20 protein-coding genes are annotated in these 21,534 nt (G+C 67.6%); 10 read left to right on the top strand and 10 right to left on the bottom strand.

Annotation, left to right across the window (positions count from 1 at the left end):
* Positions 1–59 precede the first annotated feature (59 nt).
* Positions 60–1,271, top strand: coding sequence for an MFS transporter (locus tag EV138_RS28300; RefSeq protein ID WP_133984470.1), 1,212 nt, complete (start codon positions 60–62; stop codon positions 1,269–1,271).
* Between the two features lie 9 nt (positions 1,272–1,280).
* Here the strand turns inward: EV138_RS28300 and EV138_RS28295 are convergent, their stop codons facing one another.
* Both EV138_RS28295 and EV138_RS28290 read right to left on the bottom strand, forming a co-directional pair.
* Complete coding sequence (locus tag EV138_RS28295; protein WP_133982403.1) at positions 1,281–1,703, bottom strand: hypothetical protein; 423 nt, start codon at positions 1,701–1,703, stop codon at positions 1,281–1,283.
* 13 nt (positions 1,704–1,716) lie between these two features.
* Positions 1,717–2,028 carry an STAS domain-containing protein gene (locus EV138_RS28290; RefSeq protein ID WP_133982401.1) on the bottom strand — a complete coding sequence of 104 codons (312 nt, stop codon included), beginning with the start codon at positions 2,026–2,028 and terminating at the stop codon, positions 1,717–1,719.
* Between the two features lie 142 nt (positions 2,029–2,170).
* Between EV138_RS28290 and EV138_RS28285 the strand changes: the two genes are divergently transcribed.
* From EV138_RS28285 to EV138_RS28275, 3 genes are read left to right on the top strand one after another with little or no spacing between them, the layout of a single operon-like run.
* Positions 2,171–2,872: a response regulator gene (locus EV138_RS28285; RefSeq protein ID WP_133982399.1), complete on the top strand. Its 702-nt coding sequence runs from the start codon at positions 2,171–2,173 to the stop codon at positions 2,870–2,872.
* The gene (locus tag EV138_RS28280; protein ID WP_133982397.1) at positions 2,869–4,233 is read left to right on the top strand and encodes a HAMP domain-containing sensor histidine kinase; all 1,365 of its coding nucleotides are present in this window, start codon (positions 2,869–2,871) and stop codon (positions 4,231–4,233) included. The genes EV138_RS28285 and EV138_RS28280 overlap by 4 nt, the downstream gene beginning before the upstream one ends.
* Positions 4,230–4,811 carry a GerMN domain-containing protein gene (locus EV138_RS28275; protein ID WP_133982395.1) on the top strand — a complete coding sequence of 194 codons (582 nt, stop codon included), beginning with the start codon at positions 4,230–4,232 and terminating at the stop codon, positions 4,809–4,811. Before EV138_RS28280 ends, EV138_RS28275 begins: the two co-directional genes overlap by 4 nt.
* A gap of 12 nt (positions 4,812–4,823) precedes the next feature.
* On the opposite strand, the gene EV138_RS28270 is transcribed toward EV138_RS28275, so the two are convergent.
* Together EV138_RS28270 and EV138_RS28265 are read right to left on the bottom strand one after the other, a co-directional pair.
* Positions 4,824–5,330, bottom strand: coding sequence for a MarR family winged helix-turn-helix transcriptional regulator (locus EV138_RS28270; RefSeq protein ID WP_133982393.1), 507 nt, complete (start codon positions 5,328–5,330; stop codon positions 4,824–4,826).
* A gap of 66 nt (positions 5,331–5,396) precedes the next feature.
* Complete coding sequence (locus EV138_RS28265) at positions 5,397–7,169, bottom strand: chloride channel protein (RefSeq protein WP_133982391.1); 1,773 nt, start codon at positions 7,167–7,169, stop codon at positions 5,397–5,399.
* A 285-nt stretch (positions 7,170–7,454) separates the two neighbouring features.
* Between EV138_RS28265 and EV138_RS28260 the strand changes: the two genes are divergently transcribed.
* Both EV138_RS28260 and EV138_RS28255 read left to right on the top strand, forming a co-directional pair.
* Positions 7,455–7,763, top strand: a complete 309-nt coding sequence (locus EV138_RS28260) for a hypothetical protein (protein WP_133982389.1) — start codon at positions 7,455–7,457, stop codon at positions 7,761–7,763.
* A gap of 524 nt (positions 7,764–8,287) precedes the next feature.
* Positions 8,288–8,701, top strand: a complete 414-nt coding sequence (locus EV138_RS28255; RefSeq protein WP_133982387.1) for a hypothetical protein — start codon at positions 8,288–8,290, stop codon at positions 8,699–8,701.
* A gap of 213 nt (positions 8,702–8,914) precedes the next feature.
* On the opposite strand, the gene EV138_RS28250 is transcribed toward EV138_RS28255, so the two are convergent.
* On the bottom strand, positions 8,915–10,372 hold the full coding sequence (locus tag EV138_RS28250; RefSeq protein WP_238158475.1) for a peptide MFS transporter: 1,458 nt from the start codon (positions 10,370–10,372) through the stop codon (positions 8,915–8,917).
* Positions 10,373–10,710: 338 nt separating this feature from the next.
* Between EV138_RS28250 and EV138_RS28245 the strand changes: the two genes are divergently transcribed.
* On the top strand, positions 10,711–11,178 hold the full coding sequence (locus EV138_RS28245) for a nitroreductase family deazaflavin-dependent oxidoreductase (RefSeq protein WP_166678772.1): 468 nt from the start codon (positions 10,711–10,713) through the stop codon (positions 11,176–11,178).
* Between the two features lie 240 nt (positions 11,179–11,418).
* A complete protein-coding gene (locus EV138_RS28240) occupies positions 11,419–12,372 on the top strand; it encodes a hypothetical protein (RefSeq protein WP_133982381.1) in 954 nt (317 codons plus the stop codon).
* 247 nt (positions 12,373–12,619) lie between these two features.
* Here the strand turns inward: EV138_RS28240 and EV138_RS28235 are convergent, their stop codons facing one another.
* The 3 genes from EV138_RS28235 to EV138_RS28225 all read right to left on the bottom strand — a co-directional run bounded on the left by EV138_RS28235 (position 12,620) and on the right by EV138_RS28225 (position 16,497).
* Positions 12,620–13,834, bottom strand: a complete 1,215-nt coding sequence (locus EV138_RS28235; RefSeq protein ID WP_133982378.1) for an acyl-CoA dehydrogenase family protein — start codon at positions 13,832–13,834, stop codon at positions 12,620–12,622.
* Positions 13,834–15,195, bottom strand: coding sequence for an acyl-CoA dehydrogenase family protein (locus tag EV138_RS28230; RefSeq protein ID WP_202866978.1), 1,362 nt, complete (start codon positions 15,193–15,195; stop codon positions 13,834–13,836). Before EV138_RS28230 ends, EV138_RS28235 begins: the two co-directional genes overlap by 1 nt.
* A gap of 78 nt (positions 15,196–15,273) precedes the next feature.
* Positions 15,274–16,497: an alpha/beta hydrolase fold domain-containing protein gene (locus EV138_RS28225; RefSeq protein ID WP_133982376.1), complete on the bottom strand. Its 1,224-nt coding sequence runs from the start codon at positions 16,495–16,497 to the stop codon at positions 15,274–15,276.
* 120 nt (positions 16,498–16,617) lie between these two features.
* Between EV138_RS28225 and EV138_RS28220 the strand changes: the two genes are divergently transcribed.
* Complete coding sequence (locus EV138_RS28220; protein WP_133982374.1) at positions 16,618–17,133, top strand: hypothetical protein; 516 nt, start codon at positions 16,618–16,620, stop codon at positions 17,131–17,133.
* Positions 17,130–18,560: an MFS transporter gene (locus EV138_RS28215; RefSeq protein WP_133982372.1), complete on the top strand. Its 1,431-nt coding sequence runs from the start codon at positions 17,130–17,132 to the stop codon at positions 18,558–18,560. Before EV138_RS28220 ends, EV138_RS28215 begins: the two co-directional genes overlap by 4 nt.
* 26 nt (positions 18,561–18,586) lie before the next feature.
* Here EV138_RS28215 and EV138_RS28210 read toward each other — a convergent pair whose 3' ends face one another.
* Both EV138_RS28210 and EV138_RS28205 read right to left on the bottom strand, forming a co-directional pair.
* Positions 18,587–19,837 (bottom strand): RNA polymerase sigma factor, encoded by a 1,251-nt coding sequence (locus tag EV138_RS28210; RefSeq protein WP_133982370.1) that lies wholly within the window; start codon positions 19,835–19,837, stop codon positions 18,587–18,589.
* Positions 19,838–19,895: 58 nt separating this feature from the next.
* The gene (locus EV138_RS28205) at positions 19,896–21,482 is read right to left on the bottom strand and encodes a phytoene desaturase family protein (RefSeq protein ID WP_133982368.1); all 1,587 of its coding nucleotides are present in this window, start codon (positions 21,480–21,482) and stop codon (positions 19,896–19,898) included.
* Between the last annotated feature and the right edge of the window lie 52 nt (positions 21,483–21,534).

The raw sequence follows: 21,534 nt of genomic DNA, 5'->3' as shown, positions 1-21,534 counted from the left end.
GAGCCCGTCCGGGACGGTTCATGGGAACTAGAGATTGGTACAGCTAGGTGCGACAGGTGATGTTGGCGACCGCCCATGGTCGCCGGGACACGATGCTGGCCTTCCTCTCAGCCGTCGTCTCATTGGCGGCGGTGTTTGCGGCGGTGGGCTCGACCATTCCCCTTTTCAACGTCTATCGGGCCGCGGAAGGGTTCACCAATGCCGGCATCTCGTTGACAGTCGTCGCTTACTCCGCCGCCACCCTCAGTACGCTCCTGATGGCGGGCCGGCTCTCCACCTCTGTGGGTCGACGACCGACTGCGGTAGCAAGCCTCGCGTTGCTGATACTGGGTTGTCTACTGCTCTTGAGGGTGCACGACATCGGCATTCTGATCGCCGGTCGATTCCTGATGGGCCTCGGTGCCGGCCTGGCCAGCAGCGCCCTCACCGCGTACATCGTCGACGCCGCGCCCACCAGGCCGGCCTGGCTGGCTTCCGTCGCGTCAAGCCAGACAGTCATGCTCGGTCTCGCCATCGGCGCCATTGCGTCCGGTGCCTTGGTTCAGTTCGGCCCGTGGCCACGTGACCTCATCTACCTGATTCTGGTCGGCGTACTCGTGCTGTCGGTCGCGCTCGTCGTCATCAGCCCGGAGACCGTGACCCCAGCGGGGGGCGGTTGGCGATCATTGCGGCCGAGCGTTCGTGTGCCGGCCCGGCTCAGGCGCCTGCTCCCCATCGCCGCCGCGGTGTTTCTGGCCACCTGGTCCACCGGTGCCTTCTATCAGGCCTTCGTTCCCGCCCTGGTCGCAGATCAACTTCACACCAACAACTCACTCGTGCTCGGGCTGGTCTTCGCCGCGTACATGGGTCCCAGCGCTCTGGGCGCTCCCCTCGGCGGACGATTTTCACCGGCGGCAGCTCAGCGGATCGGCATGATCGCCTTTCTTGCTGGATGGATCGGACTACTCACCGCGATCGCGAACGGTGCATTGCCGTTGTTCATCGCCGCATCCATCATCGCGGGAGCCGCTCAAGGCATTGCCATCAGCGCCGCAACCCGTGGCCTGCTGTTCGGTAGCGCCCCGGTCGACCGCGCGCCGATCTTCTCCGTGATCTATCTCCTCAGCTACAGCAGCGCGACTATTCCCAGCCTGATCTCCGCCCGACTCTCCAACACGCATTCGGTATCGCACATCGCACTCGGATACGGCGGTCTCGCGCTTCTCTGCACTTTGTTTACCGTCGCTGGTGCGCGCGATCCGCGCACAGACACGCCCAGCGTGGCGGGCTGAACCCACCGATCAGTCGGTCCGGCTCTGGTCGTTGGTCTCGTGGCGTGAGCGGGTGCTGAGGTGGGCTGCGATGTCGAGCGCCATCAAGGCCCTGCTCAGGGCTTCGAGGCTTGGCTCGCCGGCGGTCGGCACGCAGTACAGGCACAGGCCGAGGCGGTCGTCGGTCGTCCAGCCCGCTCGTTCGATGTCTCCGTGTTCGTCGAGCAGTGGTTCCCAGCCTTCGATCGCGAGGTGGTCGAACGCGGCCTGCCGGTCGGCGTCGTACAGCGACTGTCCGCCGCTTTCCGTCAGCGGGTCGGCGACATCGGATTCCGGTCTCGGCGTGATGAGGTAACCGGTTCCGGTGCGCGGATCGAGATAGGCGGTGTGGGCGGCGAATTCGACGACGGTGACGTCGACGAAGGCGGGGTGGTCCGGATCGAAGTGCTTCACGGGTGCTGGTACCTCACGCAGCCTCGACCTCGAAGACGCGGTCGAGGCCGGTACGGCGTAGTACGTCGGCCATCTTGCGGCTTGCGTGCCGGACCACCACACCACCGCCGCGGCGGCGGCACACCCGGTGGGTGTCGAGCATGGCGGCCAGCAGCGTCGACGACATCTCGTCGAGATCCGAGACGTCGATGACCACCAGGCAGGCACCGTCCATCACGAGCCCCTGCAGGTGCCAGCGCAACGAGGTCAATCCACCGGCCAGATCCGTGTCGGACAAAGTGACGATGGCTTTCTGCGGTAGCGGGGTGTGAAGCGACTCTGTCATCGTCGGCTGCCTTCCAAGGTGAAGTGAGACTGCTCCCAGCCTGAACGGTCGAGGTTGAGATCGGTCGGGGTGCTACTTGACGATCAGATGACGACGAGGGCACGGGCCCCGGATGGGTTCGAAGAGATGCAACGATGTGGCCATGCCGATGCAGGTATTGATCGTCGAGGACGACGACCGGATCCGGGCGCTGCTGCGTCTGGCGCTCGAGGACGAGGGCTACCAGGTCGCCGAGGCCGCTGACACCCAGTCGGCCCTGGAGCAGGCCAGGGCCGCGATGCCGGATCTGATGATGGTGGACCTGATGCTCGGCGAGGTCGACGGCTACACCTGCATCCGGGAGGTACGCCGGATGAGCGACCTGCCGATCGTGATCGTCAGCGCGCGTTCGGACACCCACGACATCGTCGCCGGACTCGAGGCGGGCGCGGACGACTACGTCACCAAACCCTTTCAGATCAAGGAGATCACCGCGCGGCTGCGAGCGCTGCGCCGGCGGCTGCGGACCGGCGCGGAGGCGGCCGCGGCCGACATCGTCCTGGATTCGGATCCCGGCCGGAGCCTGGTGTTGTCGACGTCTCGTGGTGCGGTGATGCTCGATGGCAAGGATGTCCATCTGACCGTCACGGAGTACCGGCTGCTGGTCGAGCTCGCTCAGCCTCCGGGCCGCGTGCTCAGCCGGTCGGCGCTGCTTGCCTCGGTGTGGGAACACGGGTACTACGGCGACGAACGCATCGTCGACGTCCACATCAGACGGCTGCGAACGAAGATCGAGCGCGACCCGGGCAAGCCGCAACTCGTGATCACGATGCGAGGGATGGGCTACCGGCTGGACCCGCAATGAGAATCGTCCGTCCCACCGTCGGACTGCGGCACCGGCTCGTGCTCGCGTTCGCACTGGTCGCCCTCGGGGTCTCGGCGGTGTTCGCGGTCAGCACCTATCTGCTCGCCCGCGGCTACCTGCTGGCCCAGCGGGAGCGGGTCGTTCAGCACCAGTCGTTCGAAGACGCCTCGTTCGTGCAGCGACGGCTGGAGAGCGCGGGCGCCGATGTTTCCGCAGTACTGACAGCTGCCGGTACTCCGGCCGGGCACACGATCATCCTCGAATGGCAAGGCCAGTGGTACGCCTCCGCCCTCGACCAAGGCCGCGATGCGGTACCGGCGGCCGTCCGGCAGGCGGTCTCCGAGGGGGAACCGACCAGCCAGCGCTTCCGCGCTGACGACGGCCCTGCGCTCGTGGTCGGCGTACCGGTGCCGTCGGTGGGTGCGACCTTCTACGAGATCGCGCCGCTCACCGAGCTCGACGGCATCCTGCGTCTGCTCAGCGGAATCCTCATCGGCGGCGCGTTGCTGGCCGCCGCCGCCGGCGCGGCTCTGGGACGTTGGGCCAGCCGATCCGTCGTCACACCGCTGAACCGGGTCGCCGCGACGGCGGCGTCCATCGCGGGAGGTGACCTGGACACGCGGCTGCCGGCGACGCTCGACCCGGAGCTGGCCACCATCGTCGCGTCGTTCAACAGCATGGTCGACACCCTGCAGCAACGGATCAACCGCGACGCAAGGCTCGCCGCCGACGTCAGCCACGAACTCCGCTCCCCCTTGACCACCCTCGTCGGCAGCGTCGATCTGCTGAACTCCCGGCGCGACGAGTTGTCGGAACGTTCCCAGCGCGCCCTCGACCTGGTCACCGCCGACCTGCAGCGCTTCCGGCGCCTCCTGGAGGACCTGCTGGAACTGGCCCGCTCCGACGGCGGACTCGACCGTCGGCTGAGCAGTGTGATCGGCCTCAAGCCTCTGCTGAGGCAGGTGCTCGACGAGGTCGGTCGCGACCAGGGTGTGCTGAGCGGGGTCGACGACGCCGTCGTACTGGCCGACAAACCGCGCCTCGGACGGCTGTTCCGCAACCTGTTCGAGAACGCCGAGACACATGGCGGCGGCCTCACAGCGGTAGAGATCACCCGGTCCGGTCCGAATGTCCTGGTCTTCGTCGACGACGCCGGGCCCGGTATTCAGCCCGAGGACCGCGAGCGCCTGTTCGAACGCTTCGCGACCGGACGGAACAAGCGCGGCTCCTCGTCCGGAACCGGGCTCGGCCTGGCCCTCGTCGCGGAAACCGCGACGGTGCACGGAGGGACGGTCTGGTGTACGACGTCACCCGCCGGCGGCGCGCGATTCGTCGTACGGCTGCCGGAGGCCGAGGCATGAAAGCACTCGCCGCCGCCATCGTCTTGTCGGCTCTCCTGGTGGGATGCGGGGTTCCTCTCCAGCACGAACCCGCGCCGATCGAGCCCGCCCCCGTCCCGTCGCGACTGACAGGCTCCGCTGAACCGACCACCGGTCAACCCACAGCGACCCGCGGCAAGCCGACAGTCCAAGTGAACTTCGTGCGCAAGGACAAGTTGGTCAGCCTGGTCCGCGAAGCACCGGACGCAGCTGTCACCGACCGCCTCACCACGGTCATCCAGGCACTGCTCGCCGGACCCACCGCGGCCGAACAGTCCACCGGCCTCACCTCCGCGTTGCCCCCGGACCTTGCCCTTTCCATCGTCCAGGTCGAGGGAAACCGCGTCGTCCTCGAACTGTCCGGTGAGACCGACGGCCGATCGGCGACCGAGAACATCCTGGCCGTCGGACAGATCGTCTTGTCCATGACGGCCGTACCCACCATCGACGAGGTCACGTTCTCCCGCGACGGTCAACCCGTCGAAGCGCTGCTCGCCGACGGCGCACTGACCGCCGAACCGCTCACCGCGGCCGACTATGCCCAACTCAAGTCCCGCTGACTCCGCAGCGGGTCACCAGCCGAGACGGCCCGCTGCTTCCGCCACCACCGCGGGCTCATCGGCAGCGGTCGCGAACGCCTCCAGAGCGCGAACCAGTTCACGCCGCCGGGTGACCGGCATCGCCCGCACCACCCGCTCGATTTCGGTACGCCGTGCGCGCGTGACCCGGCGTACCAGGGATCGGCCGGCCGCCGTCAGATCGATGACGACCTCGCGCCGGTCCTGGGCGTTCTCCCGCCGATCGACCAGACCGGCAGCGATCAACCGGTCGACCATCCGCAGCGCTGTCGAAGCCGTCACCTCCAAACGCTCGGCCAACTGGTTGAGCCGGCTCGGCCCGTGACTGTCGAGCACGACCAGCGTCCGGAACTGGGTCAGCGTGACCGACTCCTCGACCCCGGCCAACGACCGGGCGGAGATCCCGACCAGCACCCGCGAGGCCGTCAGGACGGCGGCGACCAGATCGTCGACGGTCTCGTCCGTCGGGACGCCTGTGGTTCGGGCACGTGAGCCGGCCACGGCTCCACCTCCGGAATACTTTTCTGACTGATCCTTGCCGAGACTAATCGACCATCCCAACGGGACTCAGGAGCCCACTCCACCGGGCCCGGCCGGGAGTGCGTTCAGTGCGGTGCGGTAGCTGATCCAGCCGGCGATCCGTCCTGCGGTCAGGACCGGGACAGCAGCGCAGCCACTGCGGTCGAGCGCTTCGATCGCCTGGTCGAGGTGATCGTCCTCCCCCACTTCGACCGGCAACTCCAGCGCCAGCGACGCCGGGTCCGCATCGTGCCGCCCGTCAGCCAGCGCCTCGGCCACCACCCGTGCGGTCACGACACCGACGTACTCACCTTCGGCATCGAGGACCGGCAGTACGCCGGACGCCGACCGGGCGAGTGACACTGCTACCTCCCGCAGCGGACGCTCCGCGTTGATCGGTCCGGGCACGGCGGTCATGATGTCGCCGACCCTGGTCCGCGCGGCCGTACTGATCGTCTCGCGTCGCCCGAGATCGACACCGCGCCGGCGAAGCTTGAGCGTGTAGATGGTGTCCGGAGACAAGGCGTGGCTGATCCCTGCCGCCAGCACGATCGCCGTCATCAAGGGCAAGATGATCGAGTACTCCCCCGTCAACTCGAACATGATCACCACCGCGGTGATCGGCGCCCGCGCCGCACCGGCGAAAACAGCACCCATGCCGATCAACCCGTACGCACCGGCCGGGCCCGCGGTTCCGGGCAGTACCTGATGGACCAGCTCACCGAAGGCAGACCCGAGCATCGCCCCGATGAACAGGCTCGGCGCGAACACACCACCGGACCCGCCGATCCCGATGGTCAGACTGGTGGCGACCATCTTCGCCCCCGCCAGGAACAGCAGGAATCCGACGCCGTACAAGCCGAAGACCGCGTGCCCCAGCACCGGATAGCCGACCCCGTACATCTCTGGCACGACGAGCAGCAGTCCACCGAGAAAGACGCCACCGACCGCCGGACGCAACCACTCCGGACCACGCCACAACCAGTCGCACGCATCTTCGATCAGGTAAAGCACCCGGGTGAAAACAACACCAGCCGTACCAGCCAGCAGTCCCAGAACAGCGAACAGTGCGTACTGACCGACATGGTCGACAGTGAAGGCCGGCAGCGTCAGGAACGGCGCGTCCCCCAGGACGGCCCGGCCGATCGCGGCGGACGTGACCGCGGAGACCACCACCATGCCGAACGCCTGGGCCGTGAAGTCCGCCAAGATCAGCTCCATCGCGAAGAAGACGCCGGCCAGCGGCGCGTTGAACGTCGCCGCGATCCCACCGGCCGCCCCGCACGCGACCAAGACCCGCAGCCGCGGCTCCGCCACGCGAGCCAGGCGCCCCGCTGTGGATCCCAGCGCCGAGCCGATCTGGACGATCGGGCCCTCCCGCCCGACCGAACCACCACCGCCGATACACAGCGCGGACGCCAGCGCCTTCACACCGGCGACCTGAGGCGCGATACGGGCACCACGATGCCGTACGGCGTACATCACCTCCGGTACGCCGTGCCCCCGCGCCTCCCGGGCGAAGAAATGCAACAACGGCCCGTACAACAGACCGGCGACCACCGGCACACCGACCACGAACCACTTCCCCAACCCGGGTAGCCACGGATGGGACGCCCCCGGGGTGGCCGCGTAGTCGGCATGCCCGGTCGCCAACTGCGAAAAGGTCGCGATCAACCACCGGAACAAGACCGCGAACCCCGCCGAACCCGCACCCACCAGCAAAGCCAACGCCAACAGCCCGCCGTCCGACCCGCGCAGCAGCCGCCGCACCCTTGCTCGGTACGGCGCTTCAGCGGGAGGCGTCAGGATCTCGGCGGACATGAGTTGCATTATGCAATATTTGGTCTCGCCAATTCAGTGCTGTCTCACCGTCCGGCAGTATGACGAGCGCGCTGAGGAGAGTTTGAGATCGCATGTCGTTCCGTCGCCGGACTCCGCATCCGGCCCAGCGACGGGCTAGACAAGACCTTGCAACACCGTGAGCGAGAGGAGAGTTGTGCCCGAGCGCCCGTCCGCGCCCACTTCCCGTCTGCCATCGATGATCTGGGGCGGCATGCCCGTCCGGGTCGAAGAGCTCGCGGCGGAACGCGAGAACTGGATCTGACCGTGGGAATCCAGCGCCTGCTCGTCAACTGGCTCACCAGGTTCCGGCCCGCTTCACCGAACGGTTCGCTCGCCGGCAGCGTCCTGCGGACCTGGAGCGATTCCCAGCTCTACGCGGTCTGGCGTGCCACCACAACCGACAGCTACCGGGCCGCCGCAGGGCCGAGGCCGATCACCGTCGCCCAAGCACGGCAACTCCTCATCGCCGAGATCGAACGCAGATACCCGGTTCAGACCCGGACCTGGCTGACGTCACCGGCCGCCCTGACCGGCGAACCTCCCGAGTTCCTCCGTACCGGTCAAGACAGCTGACAAGGCGGATGTCGAGCCCGGTCCGGCCGCCACGGGTAACGACCGGACCGAGCGCCCTGACGGTAACGGCATGAGTTGCGCGACGCAATAGTTGCTGTCACCAATTCACGCCGGATCTCCAGCTACCCGTGCACAGTTGTCGGTTTCATGAAGGGTTGCGGACGATCTCATGAGATGACTTGGTTCTCGGCCGACGGCGGGCAGCCTGGGGTGTGTATTGGTGACACGGAAAGGAGCCACATGCAGGACGGCCCCGGGGAGCCCTCGCCCAAGCGAACGCGAACTGCGCTCTGGAGCGTGGTCGCTGCCATCACGGTAGGTGCCTGGCTGGGACTGGCGGTCTCGGTCATCGGCTGGTTCGACGAACCGCTGGTGGTCTGGTTTCAGGTGAGCAAGGTAGCGACCGTCGTCGGAGCCTGCAGCGGGCTGGTGTTCAAGGCGGCCCTGTCGATCGTCACTGGCCGGAAGCGGACCTGGAGTAGCCACAACCGGGCAACAACGGACAGAACCAAGGAGGATCAACGATGCGTGGAAACGACACGAAGGACGATCAGAACGGCTGGTTCGATGTCGCGGTACTGGTCGAGCGCGAGGTGACAGGCACGGCCGCACGGCGGATGGTCGAGCTCTACCAGATGAAGAGCGCGCCATTGCGGTACAACCTGGTCCGGTCGCGCCTCGCGACACCCGAGACAGAAGCGGACCAGCTGATGCAGAAAAGCCTCGAGCGGCTGGAGTCCTTGGGGGTCGAGGTCACGGGCACTGTCACGGACCAGGAGCCGATCGAGGCCCTGGCCGACCTGGTCGGGGTGACCAGCAGTGAAGAAGCCGTGGTCGTGACCGATCGGCACCGGGTAGCGGAGATGTTCCGCCGCGACCTGGCCTCCCAGGCGCGAACCCGACTGGACCTTCCGCTCTTTCATCTCGTGAACCGCTGATTCACACCACGATCGGAGGCTGGATGAGCCACACCACCGCGACGATCAGCTTCATCGCGATCGCGCTGGTTTTCGCGATCGCGATCCACGCGGTACTGCGGAAAAGGTGACGGGGACGACTGGACCACGAAGGTCAGTACAGCTGGCGAGCGGAGGGCCTCGGCTGGCCGGCGCGGCCCTCATCGCGGAGGCCGGCGTTCCGCAGCGCCAGGATCAGTGGACACCGCTCATCAAGCGACGGATCGGACGGACGGCAAGAGCCAATGCGGCCGCGAGGGCGAGTGCCACCCCGCCGATCACCCCGAAGTACACCGACTCGTGATCGGCGCTGTAGAACTTGGCGAGGACCCCCGACATCGCCGTACCGAGGGCGATGGAGAGGAAGAAGAGGGCAACCATCTGGGTACGGAATGCCTCCGGCGCGAGCTTGGTCGCCAACGACAGACCGACCGGGGACAGCAGCAGCTCCGCGACCGTGAACACCAGCAGTACTCCGGCCAGTCCCGCCAGCGGTGCACTGTTGGGGCCTCCCCCGGCCATCGGCAGGAACAAGAGGAACGCGACTCCCATCACGGCGAGCCCGAGGCTGAACTTGACCGGAGTGGAGGGCTGGCGCGAACCGAGCTTCGTCCACAGCGCCGCGAACAGGCCGGACAACACGATGATCATGACCGGATTGATCGACTGCACGAACGACACCGGCATCTCCCAGCCGAAGACGGTCCGGTTCAGCCGTTGATCGGAGTAGATGGTCACCACCGTGAACTGTTGCTGGTACAGGGACCAGAACGCCGCGCTGGCGATGAACAGCGGGATGAACGCGAGCACTCGGCGCCGCTCGACGACCGTCACTCGGGGACTCCGCAGGATGACCACGAAGTAGATCACGGCTGCGACGGCGCTCAGTACGACGACAGCGGTCGCGTAGCGGGACGCCGGCAGGATGCCGGTGGCCAAGACGATGCCGATGACGAGAATCCCGGCGGCCACACCGACACCGACGCGCCGCAGAGCCGCGGCCGGAATCGGATCCGGCACCTCCCGGGCAGAGCCGGTGAGTCGACGACGCCCGATGCTGTACTGCGTCAAGCCGAGAGCCATACCGACGGCCGCGAGTCCGAAGCCGTAGTGGAAGCCGACGTTCTTCTGCAGCAGGCCGGTGAGTAGCGGGCCGGCCAACGCGCCCAGATTGATGCCCAGGTAGAACAGGGAGAAACCTGCGTCACGGCGCTCGTCGTTTTCGGCGTACAGCGTGCCTACCAAGGAGGTGGCGTTGGCCTTCACCCCACCGCTGCCGAATCCGATCAAGACGAGTCCTACCGCGACACCGGCCAGTCCTGGGATCAAGGCGAGTCCGATGTGTCCAAACATCACGACGACGGCACTGTAGAACAGCGTGCGTTCTGCACTGAGCAGTCGATCGGCCAACCATCCGCCGACGATCGTCGACAGGTAGACCAAACCGCCGTACGCGCCGACGATGCTGGTCGCGGTCCCCTCGCTGATCCCCAGACCGCCATCGCCCGCGGAGTAGTACAGGTAGATCAGCAGGATGCCCTGCATGCCGTAGAAGGAGAACCTCTCCCACAGCTCGACGCCGAAGAGGTTCGCCAGCACTGGCGGCTGCCCGAAGAAGGTGCGACCGCGCTGCTCCGATGTCTCGATGACCACAACGACTTCCCTTCGAATCGCACGGAACTCCCCTGATCGTCCCGGCGGTCCGGGCCGCGGACGTCGTACTGCCTCGGTGCCCAGTTCGCAGGCCGCGCACGCGGCTTGATCCCACTTGTCATCAAGGCGACATCTCGACCGTCTCCGGGATCTCGCGGATGCCCGTGAGCCGGGCGGCATCGACGGCGGATGCTGCGGCCACTTTGAGCGCAGTTTGAGACTTCATGACTTTGTCCCGCCCGACGGCCGATCGACGCTCCCTGGCTCGGCCACTCCCTATAGTCGGCAGTCGGCCAATTCGTCCGGAACTCAGAGATGGCAGCGTGGAGGCTCACCAAGTGACCAGACAGATGCCTCGATGGCTGGCACGATCGCCTATCCCGCTGTATCGCTGGGGATTCGGCCGGTTGTTCGGCTCCCGACTGATGATGCTCGAGCACCGTGGCCGCACGACCGGTCAGCGCCGGTACGTCGTCCTCGAGGTGGTCGACCGCGAACCGGAATCGCTGATCATCGTGTCCGGCTACGGTCCCTCCTCGCAGTGGTACCGCAACATCCTCGCCACCCCGGACGTACGGATCTGGACCGGAGCCACGAAGGACGTCCTCGCCCGCGCGACGCCGGTTCCCTCGTCCGAGACACCGTCGCTGTTGGAGAGCTACCGCGGCCGGCATCGGCGCGCGGCCAAGGCACTCGGCCGAACCCTGGACATCCCCGAACTCATCGAGGACGGCCCGCTCCCCGAAGACATCGCCACCAGGCTTCCCCTGGTGCGAATCGACTTCGGGAACGAACTCAAGAGCTGACTGGATCGCCCGACGTGCCAGGTTCATTCGAGCGCTGGCGCTCTTGCCTCGGTGTCGACGGACGGCTCGTACCATGGTTCAATCGCGTTCTGCTACAGGCAAACCGCCACCCCTCGCGAAGATCAGGCGACGGGCATCGACACCGTTTGTAGCGCGCCGAGCTCAGCGCATAACAGTCCGGCGCTTACTGGTCAAAATATCCGGAAGGTTCGCCTTCACGGCCCCGAAAGGTGCAGCGGCATGTCACAGGAGACACCCGTCCAGTCGACCGACGACCAAGAGGACCGCCGGGTCAGCCGCCGGCGGATGATGCGGACGGCGGCGGCAGCCACCGTCGCCGGGACGGCTGCGGCAGCGGTCGCGACGCCGGCGCAGGCCGCGCCCGGCGATCCGGTCCGGATCGACGCGCCCAACGAGGGCAGCGGCCTCACGTCACTGACCGGGTCACAGTTCCGCGTCACGCTCAACGGTCAGCAGGCGGCGATCGAGGCGAACAACGCCATCGGAGCGCAGCTGTTGCTGGGCGTGAACCAGGCGCCGGAGTTTCCGCCGACGACCGGTCAGTACTACCCAGGGGCGATCGTGAACTGGCAGGGCCAGTTGTTCCAGTGCATCGAGAGCGACGGCGCGGCCAACTCGAACACGCGTTGGTCACGACTGACCAACACAGGGCCGGTACTCAACCTGCTGCCGCACCCGATCCGCGTCTACGCCTCGACGAACGACCCCGCCTCCAGTAACGCGAAGATCCGTGCCGGACAACTGCGGAAGATCGACACCACCCGGACGCCCACAGGTGCGGACTCCGGCGTACCGCCGTGGGCCGACTCGGTACTCGGCACGGTCCAGCTGTACGCGACGGAGACCAACACCGGCTACCTCGCGCTCGGGTCGGGTGACATCCAGCCCAGCGGGTACTCCACCACGGTGTGGAGCGCGCCCGGCTTCTCCGGCGTCACCTCCTTCACCAGCAAGCTGGGCGACCCTGAAGGTGCGAACTTCGGCCGGCTGTCGGTCGCCTGCTACTCGGCCGCCTCGACCGCCAGGACCCACTTCTTCGTAGACATCGTCGGCTACTACGACTACGACTACTTCGTCGGCGGCCCAGCCGCCGCAGCGAGTCCGGACGCGACAAGCCTGCGCCGCGTCGGTGGCCGTACGGTCAAGGAGGCCCGCACACCCCGGACACGGTAAGGCAAGTCCCGCGGACACGCAGAGACGCACCTCAATCAACCGAAGAGGATGGCGACTTCTGAGCACCTATGCAGCAGCCGGAGAGATCAGAGTCCCTTGCTGACAAGAGATATTGGGCGCTTACGGCAACCAACACGCTGGTGCTGGCTCCCGGTCGGTGGAACCATTCCAGTACCTGTCGCGAACAGCTGTCAGACGCTGAGACCTGGACGCAGGCCGGGCCCGGCAGTCCAATTTGTCGGCAAGGTTATTTGAGCTCGGCTGAGGTCTTTCCGAGGAGGCGGCGGGCGACGATTAGTTGTTGGATTTGTTGGGTGCCTTCGAAGATGTCGAGGATTTTGGAGTCTCGGGCCCATTTTTCGAGGAGGTGGTGTTCGCTGTAGCCGAGGCTGCCGGCTAGTTCTACGCAGCGCAGGGTGATGTCGTTGCCGACGCGGCCGGCTTTGGCCTTGGCCATCGAGGCCTGCAGGGAATTGGGCTGGGAGTTGTCGGCCAGCCAGGCGGCCTGCAGGGTCAGCAGGTACGCCGCCTCCCAGTCCGCCTCCATCTGCAGGTAGGAGGCAGCCGCCGCGGTCTGCAGGTGGACCGGCCGGTCGTAGTCGATCTCGACACCCGCGTCGGCGAGCAGTTCCCGGGTGACCTCCAGGGAGGCGCGGGCGCAGCCGACGGCCATCGCGGCCACCAGGGGCCGGGTGTTGTCGAAGGTCTGCATCACCCCCGCAAACCCTTTGTCAGCGTCGATCTCAGCCGAACCGAGCAGATTCTCCGCGGGTACCCGGCAGTTCTCGAAGCGGATCGTCGCGGTGTCCGACGAACGGATCCCGAGCTTGTGCTCGAGCCGCTCGACCGTCATCCCCGGCGTGTCCTTGAAGACCACGAACGACTTGATCGCGGCCCGGCCGAGCGACCTGTCCAGCGTCGCCCAGACCACGACGGCATCACAGCGACCACCGGCCGTCACGAAGATCTTCTCCCCGTCGATGACGTAGTGGTCACCATCCAGTCGCGCCGTGGTCCGGATGCCGGCCGAGTCCGAACCGCAACCCGGTTCGGTGATCGCCATCCCGGCCCAGAATCCCTCGAACCGCCTCAACTGCTCGTCGGACGCCACCGAGGCGATCGCCGAGTTGCCCAGCCCCTGCCGCGGCATCGACAACAGCAGGCCGACATCGCCCCAGCACATCTCCATGATCGACAGCACCGACGACAGGTTCGACCCGTTCTTCACCTTGCCGTCGTCGTCAGCGGCTTCAGTACGCCGTACGCCGCTCGCTCCGGCGCCCGAGCCGGTCCCGGACGCGCCGAGCCCGTCGACCATCGCCGCCAGCATGTCGAGTTCTTTCGGATAGGCGTGTTCGGCGAGGTCGTACTGCCGGGAGTTCGGCCGCAACATCTCCGCCGCGACCTGGTGGGCCTGGTTGACGAACGCGCGGAACTTCCGCGGGGTCTCGAGGTTGATCATCAGACCAGCACCGCACCTTCCATCACGCCGACAGCCCGCAGATCGCGGTACCACCGCTCCACCGGATGTTCCTTGACGAAGCCGTGCCCACCCAGCAACTGCACGCCGTCGGTGCCGATCTGCATGCCCTTCTCCGTGCAAAGGCGACGAGCCAGCGCCACCTCTCGGGCGAACGAAAGCCCTTGTTCAGCACGGGATCCGGCCCGGTACGTCACGAGTCGCATGCCCTCCAGTTCGATCCCGATGTTGGCCACCATGAAGGCGACCGACTGCCGGTGGCTGATCGGCTCACCGAAGGCGGTCCGCTCGTTCACGTACGGCGTGACGTAGTCGAGCACCGATTTCGCAGTACCGAGGGACAGCGCGCACCAGCCGAGTCGTGACAGGCGCACGCAGTCGGCGTAGTCGTCGAGCGTGCCGAGTTGCACAGCAGGGACGTCCTGCAGGATCACCCGGCTGAGCGAAGCGGCTCGCAGCCCCATCGACGGCTCGGCCTCGATCGTGACGCCCGGGTGACCCGACTCGATCAGGAACAACGCCGGTCCGTGATCCTCCAACTGCGCCGCGATGACGAAGACCTCCGCCTCGGCACCTCGCGGCACCAAAGATTTCACTCCGTTGAGCAGATACCCGGTTCGTTGCCTGGTCGCGCGAGTTTTCAGCGCGAACGGGTCGAAGAGCGGACGCGGCTCGACGATCGCGAGCGCGGCGGCCGGGACGGAGTCGCCGGTGAAAGACGGCAGGTACGTCGCCTGCTGGTCCTCGTCGCCCCAGAGCGAGATCGCCGTACTCACCGCGGCCGGCGCGAGACAGGCGACGGCATGACCCATGTCTCCGTAGGCCATCGCCTCGGCGACCAGAACGCCGGTCATCGTAGAGCGCTCTCTGACGATCCCGCCGAGTTCCTCGGGCACCTCGATCAGGCTCAGGCCGAGCTCGGAACTCTGCTGGAGCACCTTGGCATCCGTCGTACCGGCCACGTCGGCGTCGGGCGCGGCGGGACGCAGCACTTCGGCGGCGAACTCGGTGACCACCGCGACCACCATCTGCTGGTCCTCGGTCGGCGTCAGGTCGAAGCGGCCGGTCGCCTTGGCGCTCGGCAGCCGGGACGGTTTCGCCAGCTTCGTCGCCGCGGTGAAGGTCCGGGAGAGCGCTCCCGCTGTCCGGAAACCCGTCTTGGTCGCCTCGAACACCACCCGCTCGGTCTGCCTGCGCAACCCCAGCTTGTCGATCGCCCGCGACTTCGCCAGCCGGTTCAGCAGCGCAACGCCGACCCCGATCGGGTCCCGCTTGACCCGGCTCGGCGCGGGGCCGACCGGATGAGGCGCCGTCCTTCGGGGTGCCGTGCGCAAGTTGACCATGCAGTAACTGTAAACCGAAGTTACAACCCAAGTCACGCGACCCAGCTCACACCGGACGAAGCAACCGCAAATGTCCAGTCAGCTGCCGGCGGTACGACGTGCTTCGTCGCCCCGCACCCGAGCGGTGAACTCCCCGACCTTGGCCAGCGCCTGCCGGGCTTCGGGCAGGAACGACCAGAACAACTGGAAGATGTGCGTGTCGACCGGGTACAGCTCCATCGTCACCTCGACGCCGTACTCCTCGGCTCGTGCGGCCAGCAGCCCGGCGTCGTGGGCGATCGGGTCCCCGGTCCCTGCCTGGATCAGGATCGGCGGCAGGCCACGCAGGTCGGCCTGGAGCGGACTGATCAGCGGGTCGTCGACCCGATGATCGCCGACATACCACCCCGCGACCTTCGCCAGGGTCTCGCCGTTGCCCGACGCGAGAAGTGGCGACGAACCGTCGAGCAGGCCGGCGAGATCGAGACCCGGACAGAGCAGCGCCACGCCCGCCGGCAGTGGAATGCCGAGCTCACGAAGCTGGAGCATCAGTGAAACGACCAGGCCACCACCACCGGAGTCGCCGCTGACGATCAGGTCCGACGGCGGAACACCCTGGTCGAGCAGCCAGAGGTAGGCATTTCGCGCATCGTCGAGCGCCGCCGGGAAAGGATGCTCCGGCGCCAGGCGGTAGTCCGGCACGAGTACGCCGGAGCCGACACTGTCGGCCACCGCTCCAGCCAGAGCTCGATACCCGTACGCCGACCCCAGCACCAGCCCACCACCATGCAGATGCAGGACGCTGGGCACCGCACTCGCGTCAGCTGACACCTGCAAGGCAGGAACGCCCCCAGCCGTCAGGGGCAGCACGGCCAACTCGTCGGGTATCACCGCCTGCGCGAGCATTCGCTCGTACGCCGCTCGCATCGCACCCAGCTCGCCGGCCCCCTCCAGAACCTCCTCGATCAGCGGCGCCCACAGCCGATTGACCCGGCCTATCAGTTCGCCGCCGACCGATCGGGTGGTGGCAAGGGCCGCGTCGAGGTCGGCGAGCAAGGCCCTGGCTCGGTCCAGCAGCGCCTCGCCGGCAAGTGTCAGCTCCACGCGGTGAGTAGAACGGCGCAGCAGGTCGCAACCCACCAGTCGTTCCAGCGCGCGGATCTGACGGCTCAGAGCGGGCTGGGACAGGTAGAGCCGACCGGCCGCGCGGCCGAAGTTGAGCTCCTCAGCGACGGCGATGAACGCGCGCAGGTGGCGCAACTCGATCGCGTCCGGCGTCTGCCGCAGCGCCAGGATGTCGGCGGTACCGCTGTCGTCGCTCATGCCGACCATTGTGGACGTGACCGGTTCCCGATGGGGCCCAATGGTGATGCAAAGGGCGTACGACGGCCATGTCCAGTCGGCCTTTCCCTTCACCCCCGTCCGGCTGCCAGCGTTTCGGTCATGAACTCCACCCCCAGAACCGCGGCTGTTCAACTGCGCGGACCGTCCGGTCCGATCTGGGCGCGGTTGTACCGGCCGCCGCCCGGCGAAGACCTTCAGCCACCGCTGCTGGTCGTGCTCTCCGACGACTCCGAACCCGAGGAACTGGCCCGTCGCTGCGAACAGCTCTGCCTGCGCGGTCGGCTGGTAGTCCTCACCTGCCCGATTCCCCCGATCCCCGAAACCCCGACTCCGGACAGGCCGCCGGCAGACCCGCCGTACGACGGCACCGTGGCAGTCCCGCCGTACGACGTCACCGTGGCAGTCCCGCCGTACGACGGCGCAGTGGCCGCGGCCAGGGCGGTTGTCGGCTGGGCAGCGGACCACGCAGGCGAACTCGAAGCGGATCCGGCCCGGCTCTACCTGGCAGGTAGCGGTACGGCCGCTGCTGTCGCCGTCGAGATCGCCCGACTGGCCGCAGACGAGGGCTGGCCGGACCTCACCCTGTACGACCTCCTGGAAGGAACTCCCCGATGACAGAGACTCCGGTCGCCGCGAAGGCGACCCGCCGCGAGTGGATCGCGCTCGGCGTCCTCGCCTTGCCGACTCTGCTGCTCTCCCTCGATGTCGGTGTGCTCTACCTGGCGCTGCCCCGGCTCAGTGCCGATCTCGGCGCGAGCAGCACCGAGCGGCTGTGGATCGTCGACATCTATTCGTTCCTGCTGGCCGGTTTCCTGGTCACGATGGGCACGCTCGGCGACCGGATCGGCAGGCGCCGGTTGCTGCTCATCGGAGCGGCAGCCTTCGGCCTTGCGTCGGTGGCCGCTGCCTTCTCGACCTCACCCGGTCTGCTGATCGCGAGCCGCGCCCTCCTCGGCATCGCCGGTGCGACCTTGATGCCTTCGACGATGGCGCTGATCCGCAACTTGTTCCCCGATCCCGCCGAGCTGGGCCGGGCGATCGGCGTGTGGTTCAGCTGTTTCCTCGGCGGCGTGCTCCTCGGCCCGGTGATCGGCGGCCTGCTGCTGGACCACTTCTGGTGGGGCTCGGTCTTCCTGGTCGGCGTACCGGTGATGGCCCTGCTGCTGGTCGTCGGACCGATCCTGCTGCCGGAGTACCGCGACAGTTCCGCCGGCCGGGTCGACCTGGCCAGCGTTTTGTTGTCGCTAGCAACGATCCTGCCAGTGGTCTGGGGCCTGAAGGAACTGGCGCGGTCCGGCTGGGCGCTCGGCCCTGGCATCGCTGTCGTGGTGGGACTGGCCGTCGGGGTCGCGTTCGTCCGCAGGCAGCGGCGACTGACCCATCCGCTGCTGGAACTGGGTCTGTTCCGGCTGCCGAGGTTCACTCCGGCCCTCACCATCCAGTTGCTGGCGGGCGTCGTGATGGCCGGGATCTCCTTCGAGGCCGCGCTCTACCTGCAGGTCGTGGAAGGGCTGGACCCATTGCATGCCGGGTTCTGGCTGGTTCCCCAGAACCTCGCGATGATCATCGGCCTCAACGTCGCACCGCGAGCGGCCCGTCGGCTGGGAACCTCCACCGCGATGGCGATCGGCTTCGGCGTCGGGGGCATCGGACTGGCCCTGTTGACCCAGACCGACAGCGTCGCGTCACTCGCGGCCGGGCTCACCGTGACCTGCCTCGGACTCGGAGTACCGATGGCGCTGGCAATGAACCTGCTGCTGGCAGCCGCTCCGGCGGAACGAGCCGGTTCCGTCGCCTCCCTGTCCGAGACCGGTACCGAGGCAGGCATCGCCCTCGGCGTTGCGATGCTCGGCAGTCTCGGCACGATCGTTGCCCGCCACCACGTGGATGCCGGTCCGAACGGCGCGTTCACGGCCGGCCTGCACGTCGTCGCTGGTGTCGGAGCGGCTGCATTCTTCATCTGTGCGCTCATCACCGCGGTTCTCCTGCGCACCAAGGCCGAACCGGCACCGGCCACGGAGGAGTTGGCGGCGGTCAGCTGACGATCTCGACAAGTAGCGCCTGACCGTCAGGTCACGTCCGCGATGGCGGTGGCCTTGGCGGTCAGGTAGCGCTGCTCCGGAAGGCTGGTCGTACGGCGGGCTGCCGCGAGGTAGTGCTCTCGGGCCTCCACTGGGCGGCCGGCTCGCTCGAGCAGATGCGCGCGAACGGCGTCGAGGCGATGGCTCTCGGTGATGAGCCGGTCGTCCTCGATGGTGGTCAGCAGCGCGAGACCGGCGTCGGGGCCTTCCACCTGGGAGAGCGCGATCGCGCGGTTCAGGGTGACCATCGGATTCGGCGCGATCTTTTCCAGCAACTGGTAAAGGGCCAGGATCTGCGGCCAGTCGGTCTCTTCGGCACTCGGCGCTTCGGCATGCACAGCAGCGATCGCGGCCTGCAGTTGGTACGGGCCGACCTCGCCGTGCGCGAGCGTCCGCAGGATCAGCGCAGCGCCTTCGTCGATCGGCTCCCGCAGCCAGAGGCTCCGGTCCTGCTCGTCGATCGGAACCATACTTCCGTCGACACGGGTACGCGCCGCGCGACGGGCGTCGGTCAGCAACATCAACGCCAGCAGGCCGGCGACCTCACCGTCGTCCGGCAGCAACTGGTAGAGCAGCCGGGTCAACCGGATCGCCTCGGCCGTCAGCTCGACCCGTTGCAACTCCGGCCCCGAACTCGCCGTGTATCCCTCGTTGAAGATCAGATACAACACCTGCAGTACTACGCGCAGTCGCTCCGCGCGCTCCTCTGCCGGCGGCAGCACGAATCGGCTGCCGGCTTGTTTGATGCTCTTCTTCGCCCGGCTGATCCGCGGCGCCATCGTTGCCTCCGGCACCATGAACGCCTTGGCGATCTCGGCCGTGGTGAGACCGCCGACCGCACGCAGGGTCAGCGCGACCTGCGACGCCGGCGTCACCGCTGGGTGGCAGCAGAGGAAGAGCAGCGTGAGGGTGTCGTCGGACTCCGGCGGCTGGTCGGCATCGGCGCCCGGGGCAACGAGCTCTTCCGGGCCGGCCATCGCCGCGAGATTGTCCTCGCGTTTGCGGCGAGCGCTCTCACTGCGGAACTGGTCGGTCAGCTTGCGGGTCGCGACCGTGATCAGCCAGCCCCGCGGGTTCGCCGGTACGCCGTCGGCCGGCCACTGCGTCGCAGCCGCGAGCAAAGCCTCCTGGACCGCGTCCTCGCAGAGGTCGAACTGCCCGTGCCGTCGCGCCAGAAAACCAAGCACCTGCGGTGCCAGTTCCCGCAAGAGGTCCTCTACCCGCTCGCCCACACCCACTCCTCCCACTGACCACCAGCCCTCGCGAGCCTACTTCCCTCCAGGCTCGCGACCTGAGTCAGCGCTGGAGATGCCGGAGGGCGGCGGTAGCCGGCGTACGGGTGAGGGCTCCTAAAGCAGAAGCGTCGCGGAGGGCTGTGCGGGCGGCCAAGTGGCCGCAGGCGCCGTGGACGCCGGGACCCGGATGGATGGCGGAACTGCCGAGGTACAGGCCTGAGACGACCGTTCGTGGACTGCCGAGCCCGATCGTCGGGCGGAAGATGAGCTGCTGGTGAAGCTGCGTGGTCCCGCCACCGAGCGCGCCGAGCGCCAGCGACGCGTTGGCAGCCGCCAGATCGCTCGGCCGCTGCAGATCGCGATCCACCACCAGGTCGAGGAACCCCGGCGCGTACCGCTCGATCGCCCGATCCATCCGTCCGGCGAGCTTCTCGGCCGCAGCGTCGTCGGCGAGACCGCGCGGGAGATGCGAGTACGCCCACACCGCCTCGCTCCCGGCCGGAGACCGCGACGGATCCGCCTTGGTCGTCTGGCCGATGAGCAGGAACGGCTCGGTCGGCACGCGACCGGTCTCGAGGTCCGCCGAGGTGTGCACCAGGTCGTCCGCGGTGCCACCGAGATGGACGACGCCGGCCGATCGCGCCGCCTCCGCCTGCCACGGGATCGGCCCGCTCAGCCGGTAGTTCAGCTTCACCGTCGGGTAGTCCCACTCGAAGTTCTCCAGGTCCCGCCGCAATCCCGCGGGAACACTTGCCTCCGGCAACAACTCGCCGTACAGCATCGGTGCGGACACGTCGGCGATCACGGCACGGCGTACGGCCACGCGCTCGCCCGAGGCCGTCCGTACGCCGGTGACCTTCCCCATCGAGACCTCGAGACCCTCGACCGGCGAACCGGACGCCAGCAGCACCCCGGCCCGCTCGCCACGGCGTACCAGCGCGGTCGACAGCGAGCTGGAACCGCCGACGGCAACAGGGAATCCGACATCCTGGGCCAGCATCGCGAGCAACCAGCCCATCGTGCCACTGACGCTGCCGGTCAACGGTGCGTCCGCGTGAAACGCGTTCCCGGCGAGGAGAGCGCGACCTCGCGGACCTGCGAACAGCTCCTGGCCCATCCGGTGCATCGGCATCGCCATGAAGCGCGCGAACCTGGCCAGCTCGCCGGCCGACCCGAGCCGCCGGGTCAGTCGCAGGCCGGCCGTCACCGGCGGCCACGACGTCAGCAGGGCATCCAGGAACGGCTCGCGGATCTTCACGTACTGCGAGTAGAGCCGAAGCCAGGCTTCTCCGTCCGCCGGGTGCTCCACCGCGAGGGACGAAGCCGTGTCGTTCGGGTCCTCGTGGATCGTGGCCGCCGTCTCGGGATCCAGCAGGTGGGTCAACGGCGACGGCGCGTGTCCCCACTGCAGCCCGAACTTGTCGAGTTCGAGCGCTCGCAGTACCGGTGACGCCACACCGAGTGGATAGCTGGAGCTGAACCGGTCGCTGATCCAGCCGTCCTGCTCGACCGAACGCACGGCGCCGCCGAACCGGTCGGCCGCCTCCAGCACCAGCACGTCCCAGCCTCTGTCGGCGAGCGTGATCGCGCTCACCAGCCCGTTCGGGCCCGAGCCGATCACCACAGCATCAACAACACGCGGCAGCATGAAATCGACCCTAGCTGGTCTGCTCACGGTTTCTCGCCCGGTGGGCGCGGAG

It is taken from the genome of Kribbella voronezhensis, from assembly GCF_004365175.1.
GTDB lineage: Bacteria > Actinomycetota > Actinomycetes > Propionibacteriales > Kribbellaceae > Kribbella > Kribbella voronezhensis.
This window is presented reverse-complemented; position numbering and strand designations above follow the sequence as displayed.